Here is a 15979-nt window from a genome sequence, read left to right as displayed (position 1 = left end):
AGGGCAGCGTGTTGGCTGTGAGCCGGACCACCAAGGCCCGCTCCGGTGCCACTTCCGGGCACCTGCTACAGGGCAAGTTCCTGGCGCACCACGTCGACCAGGCCGTCGCAGATGCGCTGTGCCGTCGCGGTGTCGGCCGCCTCAACCATGACCCGGACCAGCTGCTCGGTCCCCGACGGGCGCAGCAGCACGCGGCCGGTGTCGCCGAGCTCGGCCTCGGCCTTGGCCACGGCGGCCTTGACCGCGGGGACGATCGCGGCACGGGACTTGTCCACGTCCTTGACGTTGATCATGACCTGGGGCAGCTTGTGCATGGCGCCGGCCAGGTCCTTGAGGGTCCTGCCCGTCTTGGCAACCTGGGCAGCGAGCTGCAGGCCGGTCAGGAGGCCGTCGCCCGTGGTGGCGTAGTCGGAGAAAATGACGTGTCCGGACTGTTCCCCGCCCAGCGAGTAGTCTCCGCGGCGCATTTCCTCCAGCACATAGCGGTCGCCAACAGCGGTTTCGCGGATGGTGATGCCGGCATCGCGCAGCGCGATCTTCAGGCCCAGGTTGCTCATGACGGTGGCAACCAGGACGTTGCCCTTAAGTTCGCCGGCTTCCTTTTGTGCCAGGGCCAGCACGGCCATGATCTGGTCGCCGTCCACAACCTGCCCCTCGTGGTCCACGGCAAGGCACCGGTCGGCGTCGCCGTCGTGGGCAATGCCCAGGTCCGCACCGGTGGACAGGACCATGTCCTGCAACTTTTCAAGGTGTGTGGAACCCACGCCGTCATTGATGTTCAGCCCGTCCGGGTCCGCGCCAATGACGGTCACTGTTGCACCGGCGTCGGTGAAGACCTGCGGGGAGCAGCCGCTGGCGGCGCCGTTGGCGCAGTCCAGGACAATCTTCAACCCGTCGAGGCGGTGGGGCATGGTGCCGAGCAGGTGGACGATGTAGCGGTCCTCGGCGTCGGAGAAACGCTGGATGCGTCCGACGTCGACGCCAACGGGGCGGAAGGCATCGCGCTGGAGCTGGTCCTCGATGGCATCCTCCACCGCGTCGTCCAGCTTCTGGCCGCCGCGGGCAAAGAACTTGATGCCGTTGTCCGGGGCAGGATTGTGGGAGGCGGAGATCATCACGCCAAAGTCTGCGCCTAAGTCTGCGATGAGGAATGCGGTGGCCGGCGTCGGCAGGACACCGGCGTCGTAGACGTCGACTCCCGCGCTGGCCAGGCCGGCCGCCACTGCGGCGCCGATGAATTCGCCGCTCGCGCGCGGATCACGGGCGAGCACCGCACGTGGCCGCTTTCCTTCGCTCATCTGGTCGTGTCCCAGCACCACGGCAGCGGCCTGCGCCAGTGACAATGCGAGCTCTGCCGTCAGGAGGCCATTGGCCAATCCGCGGACACCGTCGGTTCCAAATAATCTAGACATCCCGTCCAGTCTAATTCATCTCCGGCCCCAACGCCGCCGCGGGACCCGGAACCAGCCCGCCCGGAGACATAAAAATCCCCGGCCGCGCGGCGGCCGGGGATTTTTATGGGAGCGCGGAAATTAGCGCTTGGAGTACTGCGAAGCCTTGCGGGCCTTCTTCAGACCAGCCTTCTTGCGCTCGATGACGCGGGCGTCACGGGTCAGGAAGCCGGCCTTCTTCAGGGTGGCCCGGTTGTTCTCAACGTCGATCTCGTTCAGGGAACGGGCAACGCCCAGGCGCAGTGCACCGGCCTGGCCGGAGGGGCCGCCGCCGTGGATGCGGGCGATGACGTCGTAGGCGCCGTCGAGGTCCAGGATGCGGAACGGGTCGTTGACTTCCTGCTGGTGCAGCTTGTTCGGGAAGTAGTCAGCCAGTTCGCGGCCGTTGACAACCCACTTGCCGGTGCCGGGGACAACACGCACGCGGGCAATGGCCTGCTTGCGGCGGCCGACTGCAGCACCGGAAACGGTCAGCGCAGGACGCTCCTTCTTCGGGGCGGCGTCGGCGGCGGGGGCGCTTTCGCTGGTGTAGCTGGTCAAAACTTCTTCCTCGGCCGCAACGGCGTCGGTGTTCAGCTCTTCAGTATTCTGAGCCACGATTCTCCTTGATAAGTAAATTTAGGTGGTGGCCAGGACTACTGGGCGACCTGGGTGATTTCAAACGTCTTGGGCTGCTGGGCGGCGTGCGGGTGCTCGGCACCGCGGTACACCTTCAGCTTGCCAATCTGGGCGTTGCCCAGCTTGGTCTTCGGGAGCATGCCGGCAACGGCCTTCTCCACGGCGCGAACCGGGTTCTTTTCCAGCAGTTCTGCATAGTTCATGCTTGACAGGCCGCCCGGGTAACCGGAGTGGCGGTAAGCGCGCTTCTGCTCGAGCTTGGCGCCGGTCAGGGCAACCTTCTCGGCGTTGATGATGATGACGAAATCGCCCATGTCCATGTGGGGAGCGAAGGTCGGCTTGTGCTTTCCACGCAGCAGTGTTGCGGTCTGGCTGGCAAGACGGCCCAAGACAACGTCATTGGCATCAATGATGTGCCACTGACGGTTGATATCGCCGGGCTTCGGGGTATACGTACGCACGGTTTTTGCCTTCGTTTCTTGTTCTTGGTTGGTGTCACAGATGGTTGACACCTGCTATCTATGCGTTTACCGGAACAGAGGTGAGGGCTCTAACACCAGTCATCCATACACTTCCCGATCACGCCTGCCGGGTGGCAGTCCTGCAACCGGACCTCCAGCGGGCGTGTGGCATCGGGATAGGACACGCACAACGACTACCAACGATACCGTTAATCCTGCCCGCCGGTCAAAGCGGGGCCGGGGTCCCCCGCCGTGCCCGGGTCAGCACCGCACGCCCCGACAGTTCCGAGTCCGCCGGGTAGTGGACTTCCTCCAGGACCAGCGGGTGCGGGGCGGCCAGGACGGACTTTGCGTCCCTGACGCCCGCCAGCAGCCGGCGGTGCATCCATTCCGGGTCCTCGCGCCCCTCCCCCACCCGGAGCGCAGCCCCCATCAGGGCGCGGACCATGTTGTGGCAAAAGGCGTCGGCCTGGACATTGACATTAATCACACCGTCGGCTCCGCGCACATAGTCCAGCCGCTGGAGCGTGCGCACGGTGGTGGACCCCTCCCGGGGCTTGGCGAAGGCCTTGAAGTCCTGCAGGCCCAGCAGCGGCCCGGCAGCCTGGTTCATCAGGTCCACGTCCAGCCCATGCTTGTGCCACAGCGTCACGGCACGCTGGAGCGGATCACGCCGCGTCGGGGCGTCGGCAATCCGGTAGCTGTAGCGCCGCCACAGGGCGGAGAAGCGTGCGTCGAAGCCCTCGGGCGCGGGCCCCGCCGCCACGACCTCCACGGCACCGTGGAGGTCTTCAAGGACCCTGGCAAGCGCCCCGTTGAGCCGGCGTTTCAGCGATTCCTGGGGCACGGCGTCGTGCCCGCGCCGCAGCCCGGTCCACTCCTCCTGCGTGACGTCCAGGTGGGCGACCTGCCCGCGGGCGTGCACGCCCGCGTCCGTGCGTCCGGCGACGGTGAGGCGCACCGGCCGCCGCAGGATCAAGGCGAGGGACCCCTCGAGCACGCCCTGGACCGTGCGCCGCCCCGGCTGGACTGCCCACCCGCTGAACGGGCCGCCGTCGTAGGCGATGTCCAGCCGGACACGCAACAACCCGCCGCCCCCGGGAAGGGGGACAACGGGTTGTTGATGGTTCATGGCCACAAGTCTACCGTGGCGCTGAAGCGTGGTTACTCAGCTTCAACTTCCTGGGCAGCCTCGCCGCCGGCAGGCGCGAAGCCTGCAGCCGCAGCCGACTCGGCAGAGTCGAACCAGACTTCAGCGACCGTGGCGTCGTACCAGCGCGAGCCGGGAACGTGGAACTTCATGGAGTCCTCGTTGCCCTTGACCGGGAAGCCCTCGGGGGCTTCGTTGTCCTCGGTGGCGGCGTGGGCGCCGGCGTACTTGGCCTCGGCAGCTTCAGCCGGGGCTGCAGCTTCCTCAACCGGTGCAGCAGCTTCCTCAACCAGCGCGGCAGCGGCGGCAGCGGTGGCGGCTTCCTTCACAACGGCCTGCTTGGCGCTCAGCGGCTCCAGGACCAGTTCGATGACGGCCATGGGGGCGTTGTCGCCCTTGCGGTTGCCGATCTTCGTGATGCGCGTGTAGCCGCCATCGCGGTTCTCCACTGCCTTGGCGATGTCGGTGAACAGCTCGTGGACAACGCCCTTGTCGCTGATCAGGCCGAGGACGCGGCGGCGTGAGGACAGGTCCCCACGCTTGGCGAAGGTGACCAGACGCTCAGCGTAGGGGCTCAGGCGCTTGGCCTTGGTCAGGGTGGTGGTGATCCGCTTGTGCTCGAACAGGGCAGCGGACAGGTTCGCGAGCATCAGGCGCTCGTGAGCCGCGCCGCCTCCGAGGCGGGGACCCTTGGCGGGTGTAGGCATGGTGTTTCTCCTCAAGTATCAGCCGCACCGGGCCGGCCACATCAAGCGTGGCCGGAGGTGCCGGCTAAAAGAATGGTTGTTCGTCTTTAGAGTTCGTCGTCGCCGTAGGCGTCGTCGTTCTCGTCAATGGCTGCGGCACGGGCGGCCAGGTCAAATCCTGGAGGGGAATCCTTCAGGGACAGGCCCAGTTCAACCAGCTTTGCCTTTACCTCGTCAATGGATTTCGCACCAAAGTTGCGGATGTCCATCAGGTCAGCCTCGGAGCGAGCAACGAGTTCACCCACGGAGTGGATGCCCTCACGCTTGAGGCAGTTGTAGGAACGCACCGTCAGGTCCAGGTCCTCGATCGGCAGTGCCATGTCGGCGGCGAGGGCGGCATCCGTCGGGGACGGGCCGATCTCGATGCCTTCAGCAGCGGTGTTCAGCTCGCGGGCCAGGCCGAAGAGCTCAACCAGCGTGGTGCCGGCGGAAGCGATGGCATCCCGGGGGGAGATGGCCTGCTTCGTCTCAACGTCAACAATCAGCTTGTCGAAGTCGGTGCGCTGCTCGACACGGGTGGCCTCCACGCGGAAGGTCACCTTCAGGACGGGCGAGTAGATCGAGTCGACCGGGATCCGGCCGATCTCGGAGTCCGCGCTCTTGTTCTGGGCTGCCGAAACGTAGCCGCGGCCGCGCTCGATGGTCAGTTCGAGTTCGAACTTGCCCTTCGAGTTCAGCGTGGCAATGTGCATGTCCGGGTTGTGGAATTCCACCCCGGCCGGCGGGGCGATGTCCGCAGCCGTGACGACGCCGGGACCCTGCTTGCGCAGGTAGGCCACGACGGGCTCGTCATGCTCGCTGGACACGGACAGGCCCTTGATGTTCAGGATGATCTCGGTGACATCTTCCTTCACACCGGGAACCGTGGTGAACTCGTGCAGCACGCCATCAATGCGGATGCTGGTGACAGCAGCGCCGGGGATGGAGGACAGCAGGGTCCGACGGAGGGAGTTTCCCAGGGTGTAGCCGAAGCCGGGCTCCAACGGTTCAATGACGAACCGGGAGCGGTTTTCGGAAACAACTTCTTCAGATAGGGTGGGGCGCTGTGCAATGAGCACTGGGGGTTTCCTTTCAGCGAGCATCCGCTATATGACGCAACACAGGTAGTGGAAAAGGCGGCTGGCGACTTAACGGCGGCGGAGTTGGCCCTCCCCGGAAGCCCCTGGATTGGATCCGGGGCTTTTCGGGAAAGGCCAACTCATACTGCGGCGGTGTGTCGTTAGACGCGGCGGCGCTTGGGCGGACGGCAGCCGTTGTGCGCGCTGGGGGTGACATCCTGGATGGAGCCAACCTCAAGACCAGCGGCCTGCAGCGAACGGATGGCCGTTTCGCGGCCCGAGCCCGGACCCTTTACAAAAACGTCAACCTTGCGCAGGCCGTGCTCCTGGGCGCGCTTGGCAGCAGCTTCTGCAGCCATCTGCGCGGCGTACGGAGTCGACTTGCGGGAGCCCTTGAAGCCAACCTCGCCGGCGGAAGCCCACGAGATGACGGCACCGGACGGATCCGTGATGGAAACGATGGTGTTGTTAAAGGTGCTCTTGATGTGCGCCTGGCCCAGCGCAATATTCTTTTTATCCTTGCGACGCGGCTTACGAACCGCTCCACGAGTCTTTGGGGGCATTTTATTCTCCTACGAAAGTTTTTTTGAGGGGATGACGCCGACGTATGTCAGCGGCCGGCCTTCTTCTTGCCTGCGACGGTGCGCTTCGGGCCCTTGCGGGTGCGAGCGTTGGTCTTCGTGCGCTGGCCATGCACAGGCATGCCGCGACGGTGACGGATGCCCTGGTAGCTGCCGATCTCCACCTTGCGGCGGATGTCTGCTGCGACCTCGCGGCGAAGGTCACCCTCAACCTTGTAGTTGCCCTCGATGTTGTCACGCAGCTGAACGAGTTCAGCGTCGGAAAGGTCCTTGACGCGGACATCCGGGGAGATCCCCGTGTCTGCCAGGACTTTCTTTGCACGGGTCTTGCCCACGCCGTAGATGTATGTAAGCGCTACTTCCAACCGCTTTTCGCGGGGAAGGTCTACGCCAGCGAGACGTGCCATGGTGGCTGCTCCTTGGTGTTTACCGGAGGTCGTAGACAGTACACCCGCACTATTCCCAGTGCGGCCCCGGCCTCCGACCGGGGGTCCGTTGGCCGGTTGCGGATCGCTCCGCCTTCGTCCAACTTGTGCTGCCTTATGTATTTAATTGCGTGAGCGGCTGCCCGGCTTCTTCCCGATGTGGGAAGGATTAGCCCTGGCGCTGCTTGTGGCGCGGGTTCTCGCAGATCACCATGACCCGCCCGTTACGGCGGATCACCTTGCACTTGTCGCAGATCTGCTTGACGCTCGGCTTGACCTTCATGGCATTCCTTTGCGTGATTGCAGTTGTAGTTATTTGTAGCGGTAGACGATGCGACCACGGGTGAGGTCGTAAGGACTCAGCTCCACCACAACCCGGTCCTCAGGAAGGATACGAATGTAGTGCTGGCGCATTTTTCCTGAGATATGGGCAAGAACGATGTGCTTGTTCGTCAGCTCAACACGAAACATCGCGTTGGGCAGCGCTTCAGTCACAACGCCCTCGATCTCAATGACCCCGTCTTTCTTGGCCATATCCTCCGCTAACTTTGTTGCGCCGGCCCGCCCCTGGCCCGGAATGGGCACAACACGGGTCGACTTTGGGTTTACTACTGATGTTTGTTCGTCTGCGTTCACGGCGGGCGTCCGGATTGGACCGGGCTTCCGCAGCACACCCCAAATGACAGCGGGCACAGACAACCAACAACCCACTCTACGGCAAAGTGGCAAATAAGTTAAATTGCCAAGGCCCTGTGCGGCTGTGGTGTTAAGCGCTTTTGGCCGGGTACGCCGGCCAGCTGCCGGCCGGCGTCGTGACCGCTTCCGCGGCTGCCACGCCGTCCAGGACCGCCAGTCGGACGGCCTCGGCCGCTGCGCTTTGGAGCTCGATCAACGCGGCGGCGGGCAGTTGCGGAGGGGGCACCAGCGCCGCGGCCCCCGTTGCCAGCGTGAAAATGGTGTCGCCGTCGGCCAGCGTGTGGACTGGGTTCAGCGCGCGGGCCATGCCGGCGTGTGCGGCGGTGGCCGTCCGCCGCGCCTCCGCCGTCGTGAGCGCCGCGTTCGTGGCCACCACCACCAGGGTGGTGTTAAGCCCTTGGCCGTTCGACGGCGGCACGGCACCCGGGTGCCAGGGCACACCGGCGGCGTTGACCACGGCGAGGGCGCCGACCACCACGGTGCTGTTTTCCCCCGCAAGCCGCAGCGACGCCGTGCCCAGGCCGCCCTTGTACCTCCCGGCCCCGAGGGCGGCGCCCGTCCCGGCACCGGAGTTGCCGCGGTCGACGGCGGCCCCATCTGCCGAGCCTGCCGCGTCGAGGGCGGCCTCGTACCCCATGGCGGCGTCGGGGCGTGCCCCGAAGTCCCCGCCACGGCCCAGGTCAAAGATCGCGGCCGCCGGCACGATCGGCACCACTCCCCCGGGCACGGGGAAGCCGCGGCCGTTTTCCTCGCACCAGCGCTGCACGCCGCCGGCGGCCGCCAGCCCATACGCGCTGCCGCCCGTGAGCACCACGGCATCCACGGTGGGGACCAGGGTGGTGGGGTCCAGCGCGTCGGTCTCGTGGGTGCCGGGCCCGCCGCCGCGGACATCGACCGATCCGATGGTGCCCGGTGGCGGCAAAACGACCGTGACGCCCGTGAGCCAGCCGTCCCCACGCCGCTGCGCCTGCCCCACCCGGATGCCGGGAACGTCTGTGATGGAACCGTTGGTCATGGCCTGTCCTCCTGGTCGTGCGGGCAGTTGCAGGGTGCGTCCGGCCGGCTCGCGGCCGGCACCGGAAGGGCGCCGTCCCCGCAGGGGAATGGATGGCCGCACCCTTGGCAACATGGTTGCACGGTCGGGCCCGGCTCCGCCAGGGGCGGGCCGCGGGTCTCAGCCCAGGGGCGCGGGCGTGACGCCCAACGGCGCGAGCCGCTCCGCACCGCCGTCGGCCGCCGTCAAAACCCAGATGCCCTTGGCATGGACGGCCACGGAGTGCTCCCAGTGTGCGGCGCGCGCCTTGTCCTCGGTGACCACCGTCCAGTCGTCGGCGAGGGTCTTGGTCGCCAGCCCGCCACGCACCAGCATGGGTTCAATGGCCAGGCACATGCCGGGCTTCAGCTTGGGGCCGCGGTGCTTGGAGCTGTAGTTGAGCACGTCGGGCGCCATGTGCATGGCGGAGCCGATCCCGTGGCCCACGTAGTCTTCCAGGATGCCCAGGGGCTGGCCGGGCTGGGCGGTGACGTAGTCGTCAATCGCGTCGCCGATGTCGCCCACATACTTGGCCGTCGCCATGGCGGCGATGCCGTGCCACATGGATTCCTCGGTGATGTCACTCAGGCGCCGGTCCGCCGGGTCCTCGGCGGCGGGGCCGCCCACAATCACCGTGCGGGCGGAGTCGGAGTGCCAGCCCTCAACGATGGCGCCGCCATCGATGGACAGCACGTCCCCGGCCTTGAGCTCCCGCCCGCCCGGGATGCCGTGGACCACCACCTCGTTGACGGACGTGCAGATCGTGGCCGGGTAGTCGTAGTAGCCCAGGAAGTTGGACGTGGCCCCTGCCTTCTTGAGCAGGCCGGCAAAAAGCGTGTCCAGCTCGGACGTGGTGACACCGGGCGCGGCGGCGGCCACCACCTGGTTCAGGGCGTCGTCAAGGATCAGCCCGCTGCGATGCATGACGCGCATCTGTTCGATGGTCTTGTACTCAATCCGTTGCTGGCCGAATGCCATGGCAGGGTCCCTTCGCTGGAAAAATGTGAGGGCCCCCTCCCGCCACGGGGAAGGAGCCCTCCTCTCGTTGGTGGCACCCTTGGGCTGCCCGAGAGGCAAATCTGTTTGGACTAGACGCCCTTGATCGCGTCCATGATGCGGGTGGTGACGTCGTCGATGTGGCCGAGGCCGTCGACCTTGGCCAGGATGCCGCGCTCCGCATAACGGGCCACCACGGGTTCGGTCTGCTCGCGGTAGAGGTCCAGGCGGTGGCGGATGACGGCCTCGTTGTCATCGCTGCGGCCGGTTTCCTGGGCCCGGCCCAGCAGGCGCTTGACGAGTTCGGCGTCGTCGGCGGTCAGCTGGACCACCACGTCGAGCTTGACGCCGGCCGCGGCGAGGATGTCGTCGAGCTCGTCAACCTGTGCCGTGGTGCGGGGGTAGCCGTCCAGCAGGAAGCCGTCCGTGACGTCGTCCTGCGCGAGCCGGTCACGGACCATCCGGTTGGTGACGCTGTCCGGAACGAAGTCACCGTTGTCGATGTACTTCTTCGCTTCCAGTCCCAACGGGGTTTCGCCCCTGACGTTGGCGCGGAAGATGTCGCCGGTGGAGATGGCGACAATGCCAAGCTCTACACAGATGCGTTCCGCCTGCGTGCCTTTTCCTGACCCGGGAGGTCCAATGATCAGCATTCTTGTCATCGCAATAACCCTTCATAGTGGCGCTGTTGGAGCTGTGCATCAATCTGCTTGACCGTCTCCAGCCCGACACCGACAACAATCAACAGCGAAGTGCCGCCGAACGGGAAGTTCTGGTTTGCCCCGATCATGACCAGGGCAATCAGCGGGATCAGGGCAACGATGCCCAGGTACAGCGATCCCGGCAGGGTGACGCGTGATATTACGTACTGCAGGTAGTCCTGCGTCGGCTTGCCGGCACGAATGCCGGGAATGAAGCCGCCGTACTTCTTCATGTTGTCAGAGACTTCTTCCGGGTTGAAAGTTATCGCGACATAGAAGTACGTAAACCCGATCGTAAGCAGGAAGTACATCAGCATGTAGAACGGGTGGTCGCCACGTGTGAGGTAGTTGTTGATCCACTGGATCCAACCCGGGACGTTGGCGCTGTTCTTGGGCGTGGCGAACTGGGCAAGCAGTGCCGGCAGGTACAGCATTGACGAGGCAAAGATGACAGGTATGACGCCGGCCATGTTGACCTTGATCGGGATGTAGGTGCTGGTGCCGCCCATGGTGCGCCGGCCAATCATGCGCTTGGCATATTGGACGGGGACGCGGCGCTGCGACTGTTCAACGAACACGACCAGCCCCACGATCACCAGGCCCAGGAGCATGACGATCAGGAAGGTGCCCCAGCCCTGGGTCTTGAGGATCGCGCCCAGGGAGGTCGGGAACTGTGCGGCGATGGCCACGAAGATCAGCAGGGACATGCCGTTGCCGACGCCCTTTTCGGTGACGAGCTCGCCCATCCACATGATCAGCCCGGATCCGGCGGTCAGGGTCAGGATAAGCAGCCCAATGACGACCAGGCTGTCGTCCGGAATCAGCGGGGTGGCGCTTCCGGCGGCCCCGCAGCCGGCGAAGAGCTGGCCGGAACGGGCCAGGGTCACCAGCGTGGTGGCGTTGAGCAGGCCGAGGGCGATGGTCAGGTAGCGCGTGTACTGCGTGAGCTGGCCCTGTCCCTGTGCACCTTCCAGGTGGAGTTCCTGGAAGCGGGGAATGACCACGCGCAGGAGCTGGACGATGATGCTCGCGGTGATGTACGGCATGATGCCCAGGGCAAAAATGGACACTTGAAGCAGGGCGCCGCCACTGAACAGGTTGACCAGCTGGTAAATGCCTCCGGTGGTGTTCGCGGAATTTACGCACTGTTGGACATTGCGGTAGTCAACTCCGGGCGAGGGGATGAATGCACCCAAGCGGAAGATGGCGAGGATTCCCAGCGTGAACAACAACTTGCGTCGCAGATCAGGCGTGCGAAAGGCGCGGCCAAATGCGGTAAGCAAGCGTCCTCCTGACATGTAGAGAGAAAAGTCGGGTTCGCAAGTGAACCCAAGGAAAGATTCTAGTGGGTGACGTGGCTCGCACTGAAACCGGCCGTGCCACCCGGGCTGTTACGGCAGCCGTTGCAGCACATAGGCAAAAGACTCCCGGGGGCGGAACGTAAGCCCCGCCCACCAGGAGTCTAGTCGCCAGATGTGCGCATTTTGAACTGGTTACAGTTCCGTGGTCGAGCCACCTGCAGCAGAGATCTTTTCCGCTGCGCTGGTCGAAAACGCGTGGGCGGTGACGTCAACCTTGACGGTGATGTCGCCGGTGCCCAGCACCTTCACGGGCTGGTTCTTGCGAACCGCACCCTTTTCAACCAGCGTCTCGACGGTGACAACGCCACCCTCGGGGAAGAGCTCGTTCAGCTTGTCCAGGTTGACAACCTGGAACTCGACGCGGAACGGGTTCTTGAAGCCGCGCAGCTTCGGCAGGCGCATGTGCAGCGGCAGCTGGCCACCGGCAAAGCCGGCCTTGACCTGGTAGCGTGCCTTGGTGCCCTTGGTGCCGCGGCCTGCGGTCTTGCCCTTGGATCCTTCACCGCGGCCAACACGGGTTTTAGCCGTCTTGGCACCCGGCGCCGGGCGCAGGTGGTGGACCTTCAGTGCGTTCTGCTTCTCAGCAGTTTCTGCAGTCTTTTCAGTAGCCACTTTACTTAGCCTCCTCAACCTTGATCAGGTGCGGGACCGTGTTGATCATGCCAGCGGTCACTGCGTCAGCCGTGCGGACAACAGTGTGACCGATGCGCTTGAGACCCAGCGAGCGAAGGGTGTCCTTCTGGAACTGCCGGGCGCCAACGACGCCCCTGACCTGCGTGATTTCCAGCTTCTTTTCGGAAGGCTGAATGTTCTTCGGTGTAGTCATTACAGACCTGCCTTTTGCATGTTGCGCAGCAGCACATCCGGGGCGACCTCGTCCAAGGGCAGTCCGCGGCGGGCCGCGACTGACTTGGGGTCTTCCAGGCGCTTGAGTGCATCAACGGTTGCGTGAACAATGTTGATGGCATTGGAGGAGCCGAGCGACTTGGACAGAACGTCGTGGATGCCAACGCATTCCAATACGGCGCGCACCGGACCACCGGCGATAACACCGGTACCGGCGGCAGCCGGGCGCAGCAGGACGACGCCGGCAGCGGCTTCACCCTGGACGCGGTGCGGAACCGTCTTGCCGATGAGCGGAACGCGGAAGAAGGACTTCTTGGCTTCTTCAACGCCCTTGGCGATGGCCGCGGGAACTTCCTTGGCCTTGCCGTAGCCGACGCCAACGAGTCCGTTGCCGTCGCCGACGATCACGAGGGCGGTGAAGCTGAAGCGACGGCCACCCTTGACCACCTTTGCAACGCGGTTGATGTTGACGACGCGCTCGATGAACTGGTTCTTCTCAGCCTCGCGGCCACCGTCGCGACCGCGGCCACGGCCACCGTCACGACCGCCGTCGCGGCCTCCACGTCCACCGTCGCGACCGCCGCGGCCACGGCCGCCGTCGGTTGCTGGTGCAGACTCAGTCTTGGCAGCCGCACCGTCAGCTGCAGTTGCTTCTGACACAGTGTTCTCCTTGTTAATGTTTTCGGTCACAGTGCCAGACCACCTTCACGTGCACCGTCGGCCACAGCGGCGACCCGGCCGTGGTAGCGGTTGCCGCCACGGTCGAACACAACAGCGGCAATGCCGGCAGCCTTGGCGCGCTCGGCAACGAGCTCACCGACACGCTTGGCCTTGGCGGTCTTGTCGCCGTCGAACGAGCGCAGGTCGGCTTCGAGGGTCGAGGCGGACGCCAGGGTCAGGCCCTGGGAGTCGTCGATGACCTGGACGAAGATGTGACGTGCGGAGCGGTTGACCACCAGACGCGGACGGACAGTGCTGCCCGTGACGCGCTTGCGCACGCGCAGGTGGCGACGGCCGCGTGCTGCGGCCTTGGACTTTCCTCTTACGGACAGTGCCATGGTTACTTACCAGCCTTTCCGACCTTGCGGCGGATGATCTCGCCTGCGTAGCGAACGCCCTTGCCCTTGTACGGGTCGGGCTTGCGCAGCTTGCGGATGTTGGCAGCAACTTCGCCCACCTGCTGCTTGTCAATGCCTGCCACCGAGAGCTTGGTGGGGCCCTCAACCGTCAGGGTGATGCCAACCGGTGCCTCAACGACAACGGGGTGGCTGTAGCCGAGGGCAAACTCAAGGTTTGCGCCCTTGGCGACGACGCGGTAACCGGTACCAACAATTTCCAGCTTCTTCTCGTAGCCCTGGGTGACACCGACGATCAGGTTGTCAATGAGGGTGCGGGTCAGGCCGTGGAGTGAGCGTGATGCGCGCTCATCGTTGGGGCGGGTCACCGTGATGGTGTTCTCTTCGAGAGCAACGGCGATGGGGCTGGCAACAGTGTGCTCCAGCGTTCCCTTCGGGCCCTTGACGGAAACGAGGTTGTTGTCAATCTTGACCTCGACGCCGGCAGGCACGGAAATGGGGAGACGTCCAATACGTGACATTATTCTTTCCCTTCCCTACTACCAGACGTAGGCGAGGACTTCCCCACCCACGCCCTTCTTGGCGGCCTGGCGGTCGGTCAACAGACCGGATGAGGTGGACAGGATGGCGACACCCAAACCGCCCAACACGTTGGGGAGGTTGGTGGACTTTGCGTAAACGCGCAGGCCCGGCTTGGAAATACGGCGCAGGCCGGCGATTGAACGCTCGCGGCTGGGGCCGTATTTGAGGTCGATGGTCATCTTCTTGCCAACTTCGGCGTCTTCAACCTTCCAGGCAGCGATGTAGCCCTGTGCCTTGAGGATGTCGGCGATGTGGCCCTTGAGCTTGCTGAACGGCATGGACACGGAATCGTGGTGTGCCGAGTTTGCGTTGCGCAGACGCGTAAGCATGTCTGCGACAGGATCTGTCATTGTCATTTGGGCGCTTGCCCTTCCTCGTAACGGTTTCCTCCGCGTCGAAGGAGCTTCCCGAAATCAGCTTTCGGGCGGCTCGTCCAACGGAACGGACCTGTTACGTAGATTATTTATCTTCGGATTTGAACGGGAAGCCAAGCGCCTTGAGCAGCGCGCGGCCTTCGTCGTCGGTCTTGGCGGTGGTCACGACGGTGATGTCCATGCCGCGTACGCGGTCAATGGCATCCTGGTCGATCTCGTGGAACATGACCTGTTCGGTCAGACCGAAGGTGTAGTTGCCGTTGCCGTCGAACTGCTTGCCGCTGAGGCCGCGGAAGTCGCGGATACGGGGCAGTGCCAGTGTGACCAGGCGGTCCAGGAATTCCCACATGCGGTCCCCACGCAGCGTGGCGTGGCAGCCGATCGGCATGCCTTCGCGCAGCTTGAACTGTGCGATCGACTTGCGGGCCTTGGAAACCTGGGGCTTCTGGCCGGTGATGGCGGTGAGGTCGCGGACGGCGCCGTCGATGATCTTGGAGTCCTTGGCGGCATCTCCAACACCCATGTTGACAACGACCTTGACCAGGCGCGGAACCTGGTTGACGTTCGCGTACTTGAATTCCTCCGTCAGCGTCGCCTTGATTTCCGCAGCGTAGCGGGTCTTCAGGCGCGGCGAGACCTTGGGCGTGTTCTCTGCAACTTCGGCGCTCATGCCAGGTCCTTCCCCGAGGCCTTGGCAACGCGGATGCGTACTTGACGCTCGCGGCCATCGCGCTCAACGGTTTCGATGCGGTAGCCAACGCGGGTCGGCTTCTTGGTGGACGGGTCCACCACGGCAACGTTGGAGATGTGAATGGGTGCCTCGACGATTTCAATGCCACCGGTCTTGGTGCCACGTTCCGTCTGGCCGGCCTTGGTGTGCCGGGTGACGCGGTTGACGCCTTCCACCAACACGCGGTTGGTCTCGGGGAAAACCTTCAGGACCTTGCCCTGCTTGCCACGGTCGCCGCCACGTTCGGCCTTGCCGCCAGTGATGACCTGAACCAGGTCACCCTTCTTGATCTTTGCCATAAGTTACAGCACCTCCGGAGCCAACGAGATGATCTTCATGAACTTCTTGTCACGAAGTTCACGGCCAACCGGGCCGAAGATACGGGTACCGCGGGGGTCCCCGTCGTTCTTGAGAAGCACAGCGGCGTTCTCGTCGAACTTGATGTAGGAACCATCCGCACGGCGGCGTTCCTTCTTGGTGCGAACGATGACAGCCTTGACGACGTCACCCTTCTTGACGTTTCCGCCGGGAATTGCGTCCTTGACGGTAGCGACAATGGTGTCGCCAATGCCTGCGTAGCGGCGCCCGGATCCACCGAGAACGCGGATGGTCAAGATTTCCTTGGCACCCGTGTTGTCGGCGACCTTAAGCCGCGACTCCTGCTGAATCACTAGTGTCTCCTGTTCGTCGCGCCGGTTCTTGGCCACAATCCATCTGTGGACAAGCCTTGCGGAACGTATTGTTCGGGATGTCTCTCGACGTGCCTGGATTTTGCCAGCACACGCCTAAATGCGTCATGCCAACTGCACTTTCCGCACCGGACGCGGTGGATTTCTCCACCAGCCGGAGGGCAGTTTGTAGTGGCACGGGCATTTACGAGGTAATTGCGCACCCACTGCCGCTACCGAAATCGGCGGCACAGAAAAGGCGCAGCAATAGATAATCCTAGCACGGCGCCGGAACCCCGGCTCCCGCCGCAGGCCCACCGCCGGCGTTGCCTTGCGCACACTCCGGGCGTCCTCGGCAGCAGTGTGCGCATCCCCCGCGGCCATCGCGCACGCGTCCGCCGTCGGGGGTTAAACGCACGTTGGGCC

Annotated in this window: 23 protein-coding genes; all 23 read right to left on the bottom strand. The window is 64.4% G+C overall.

The features are described from left to right. Positions 1 to 65: 65 nt before the first annotated feature. A complete protein-coding gene (gene glmM, locus MMF96_RS11270) occupies positions 66 to 1412 on the bottom strand; it encodes a phosphoglucosamine mutase (protein ID WP_256883583.1) in 1347 nt (448 codons plus the stop codon). Between the two features lie 120 nt (positions 1413 to 1532). Beyond that, complete coding sequence (gene rpsI / locus MMF96_RS11265; RefSeq protein ID WP_176615149.1) at positions 1533 to 2048, bottom strand: 30S ribosomal protein S9; 516 nt, start codon at positions 2046 to 2048, stop codon at positions 1533 to 1535. A gap of 38 nt (positions 2049 to 2086) precedes the next feature. Then, positions 2087 to 2530 carry a 50S ribosomal protein L13 gene (gene rplM, locus MMF96_RS11260; protein WP_176615148.1) on the bottom strand — a complete coding sequence of 148 codons (444 nt, stop codon included), beginning with the start codon at positions 2528 to 2530 and terminating at the stop codon, positions 2087 to 2089. A gap of 226 nt (positions 2531 to 2756) precedes the next feature. Further along, the gene (locus MMF96_RS11255; RefSeq protein ID WP_256883582.1) at positions 2757 to 3662 is read right to left on the bottom strand and encodes a tRNA pseudouridine(38-40) synthase TruA; all 906 of its coding nucleotides are present in this window, start codon (positions 3660 to 3662) and stop codon (positions 2757 to 2759) included. A gap of 32 nt (positions 3663 to 3694) precedes the next feature. Then, positions 3695 to 4387: a 50S ribosomal protein L17 gene (gene rplQ / locus MMF96_RS11250; RefSeq protein ID WP_176615146.1), complete on the bottom strand. Its 693-nt coding sequence runs from the start codon at positions 4385 to 4387 to the stop codon at positions 3695 to 3697. An 86-nt stretch (positions 4388 to 4473) separates the two neighbouring features. After that, positions 4474 to 5484 (bottom strand): DNA-directed RNA polymerase subunit alpha, encoded by a 1011-nt coding sequence (locus MMF96_RS11245; protein ID WP_176615145.1) that lies wholly within the window; start codon positions 5482 to 5484, stop codon positions 4474 to 4476. A gap of 161 nt (positions 5485 to 5645) precedes the next feature. Then, positions 5646 to 6047 carry a 30S ribosomal protein S11 gene (gene rpsK / locus MMF96_RS11240; RefSeq protein ID WP_131394219.1) on the bottom strand — a complete coding sequence of 134 codons (402 nt, stop codon included), beginning with the start codon at positions 6045 to 6047 and terminating at the stop codon, positions 5646 to 5648. 47 nt (positions 6048 to 6094) lie between these two features. Next, the gene (gene rpsM / locus MMF96_RS11235) at positions 6095 to 6472 is read right to left on the bottom strand and encodes a 30S ribosomal protein S13 (protein WP_038464651.1); all 378 of its coding nucleotides are present in this window, start codon (positions 6470 to 6472) and stop codon (positions 6095 to 6097) included. A gap of 187 nt (positions 6473 to 6659) precedes the next feature. Then, positions 6660 to 6773: a 50S ribosomal protein L36 gene (gene rpmJ / locus MMF96_RS11230; RefSeq protein WP_011775570.1), complete on the bottom strand. Its 114-nt coding sequence runs from the start codon at positions 6771 to 6773 to the stop codon at positions 6660 to 6662. A 29-nt stretch (positions 6774 to 6802) separates the two neighbouring features. Further along, on the bottom strand, positions 6803 to 7024 hold the full coding sequence (gene infA / locus MMF96_RS11225; RefSeq protein ID WP_009358723.1) for a translation initiation factor IF-1: 222 nt from the start codon (positions 7022 to 7024) through the stop codon (positions 6803 to 6805). A 232-nt stretch (positions 7025 to 7256) separates the two neighbouring features. Next, complete coding sequence (locus tag MMF96_RS11220) at positions 7257 to 8201, bottom strand: P1 family peptidase (RefSeq protein WP_256883581.1); 945 nt, start codon at positions 8199 to 8201, stop codon at positions 7257 to 7259. Between the two features lie 159 nt (positions 8202 to 8360). Next, complete coding sequence (gene map / locus MMF96_RS11215) at positions 8361 to 9197, bottom strand: type I methionyl aminopeptidase (RefSeq protein ID WP_256883580.1); 837 nt, start codon at positions 9195 to 9197, stop codon at positions 8361 to 8363. Positions 9198 to 9307: 110 nt separating this feature from the next. Further along, the gene (locus tag MMF96_RS11210; protein ID WP_176615202.1) at positions 9308 to 9868 is read right to left on the bottom strand and encodes an adenylate kinase; all 561 of its coding nucleotides are present in this window, start codon (positions 9866 to 9868) and stop codon (positions 9308 to 9310) included. Positions 9869 to 9873: 5 nt separating this feature from the next. Further along, complete coding sequence (gene secY / locus MMF96_RS11205) at positions 9874 to 11199, bottom strand: preprotein translocase subunit SecY (RefSeq protein WP_176615142.1); 1326 nt, start codon at positions 11197 to 11199, stop codon at positions 9874 to 9876. A gap of 210 nt (positions 11200 to 11409) precedes the next feature. Then, the gene (rplO, locus tag MMF96_RS11200) at positions 11410 to 11889 is read right to left on the bottom strand and encodes a 50S ribosomal protein L15 (protein ID WP_256883579.1); all 480 of its coding nucleotides are present in this window, start codon (positions 11887 to 11889) and stop codon (positions 11410 to 11412) included. A 1-nt stretch (position 11890) separates the two neighbouring features. Beyond that, a complete protein-coding gene (rpmD, locus tag MMF96_RS11195) occupies positions 11891 to 12103 on the bottom strand; it encodes a 50S ribosomal protein L30 (RefSeq protein WP_176615141.1) in 213 nt (70 codons plus the stop codon). Further along, entirely contained in the window at positions 12103 to 12783 is a 681-nt protein-coding gene (gene rpsE / locus MMF96_RS11190; protein ID WP_176615140.1) for a 30S ribosomal protein S5, read from the bottom strand. Before rpsE ends, rpmD begins: the two co-directional genes overlap by 1 nt. Before the next feature lie 26 nt (positions 12784 to 12809). Further along, positions 12810 to 13181: a 50S ribosomal protein L18 gene (rplR, locus tag MMF96_RS11185; protein ID WP_176615139.1), complete on the bottom strand. Its 372-nt coding sequence runs from the start codon at positions 13179 to 13181 to the stop codon at positions 12810 to 12812. 2 nt (positions 13182 to 13183) lie between these two features. Continuing rightward, positions 13184 to 13720, bottom strand: coding sequence for a 50S ribosomal protein L6 (rplF, locus tag MMF96_RS11180; protein ID WP_176615138.1), 537 nt, complete (start codon positions 13718 to 13720; stop codon positions 13184 to 13186). 18 nt (positions 13721 to 13738) lie between these two features. Next, positions 13739 to 14137 (bottom strand): 30S ribosomal protein S8, encoded by a 399-nt coding sequence (gene rpsH / locus MMF96_RS11175; protein ID WP_176615137.1) that lies wholly within the window; start codon positions 14135 to 14137, stop codon positions 13739 to 13741. 103 nt (positions 14138 to 14240) lie between these two features. Then, a complete protein-coding gene (rplE, locus tag MMF96_RS11170; RefSeq protein WP_176615136.1) occupies positions 14241 to 14825 on the bottom strand; it encodes a 50S ribosomal protein L5 in 585 nt (194 codons plus the stop codon). Beyond that, positions 14822 to 15184 carry a 50S ribosomal protein L24 gene (gene rplX / locus MMF96_RS11165; RefSeq protein ID WP_176615135.1) on the bottom strand — a complete coding sequence of 121 codons (363 nt, stop codon included), beginning with the start codon at positions 15182 to 15184 and terminating at the stop codon, positions 14822 to 14824. Before rplX ends, rplE begins: the two co-directional genes overlap by 4 nt. Positions 15185 to 15187: 3 nt before the next feature. After that, on the bottom strand, positions 15188 to 15556 hold the full coding sequence (gene rplN / locus MMF96_RS11160) for a 50S ribosomal protein L14 (RefSeq protein WP_054013196.1): 369 nt from the start codon (positions 15554 to 15556) through the stop codon (positions 15188 to 15190). Positions 15557 to 15979: the final 423 nt, after the last annotated feature.

The organism is Arthrobacter sp. STN4 (assembly GCF_024539665.1).
Lineage (GTDB): Bacteria > Actinomycetota > Actinomycetes > Actinomycetales > Micrococcaceae > Specibacter.
The sequence above is the reverse complement of the archived record's forward strand: the minus strand, read 5'-3'. Positions and strand labels throughout refer to the sequence as shown.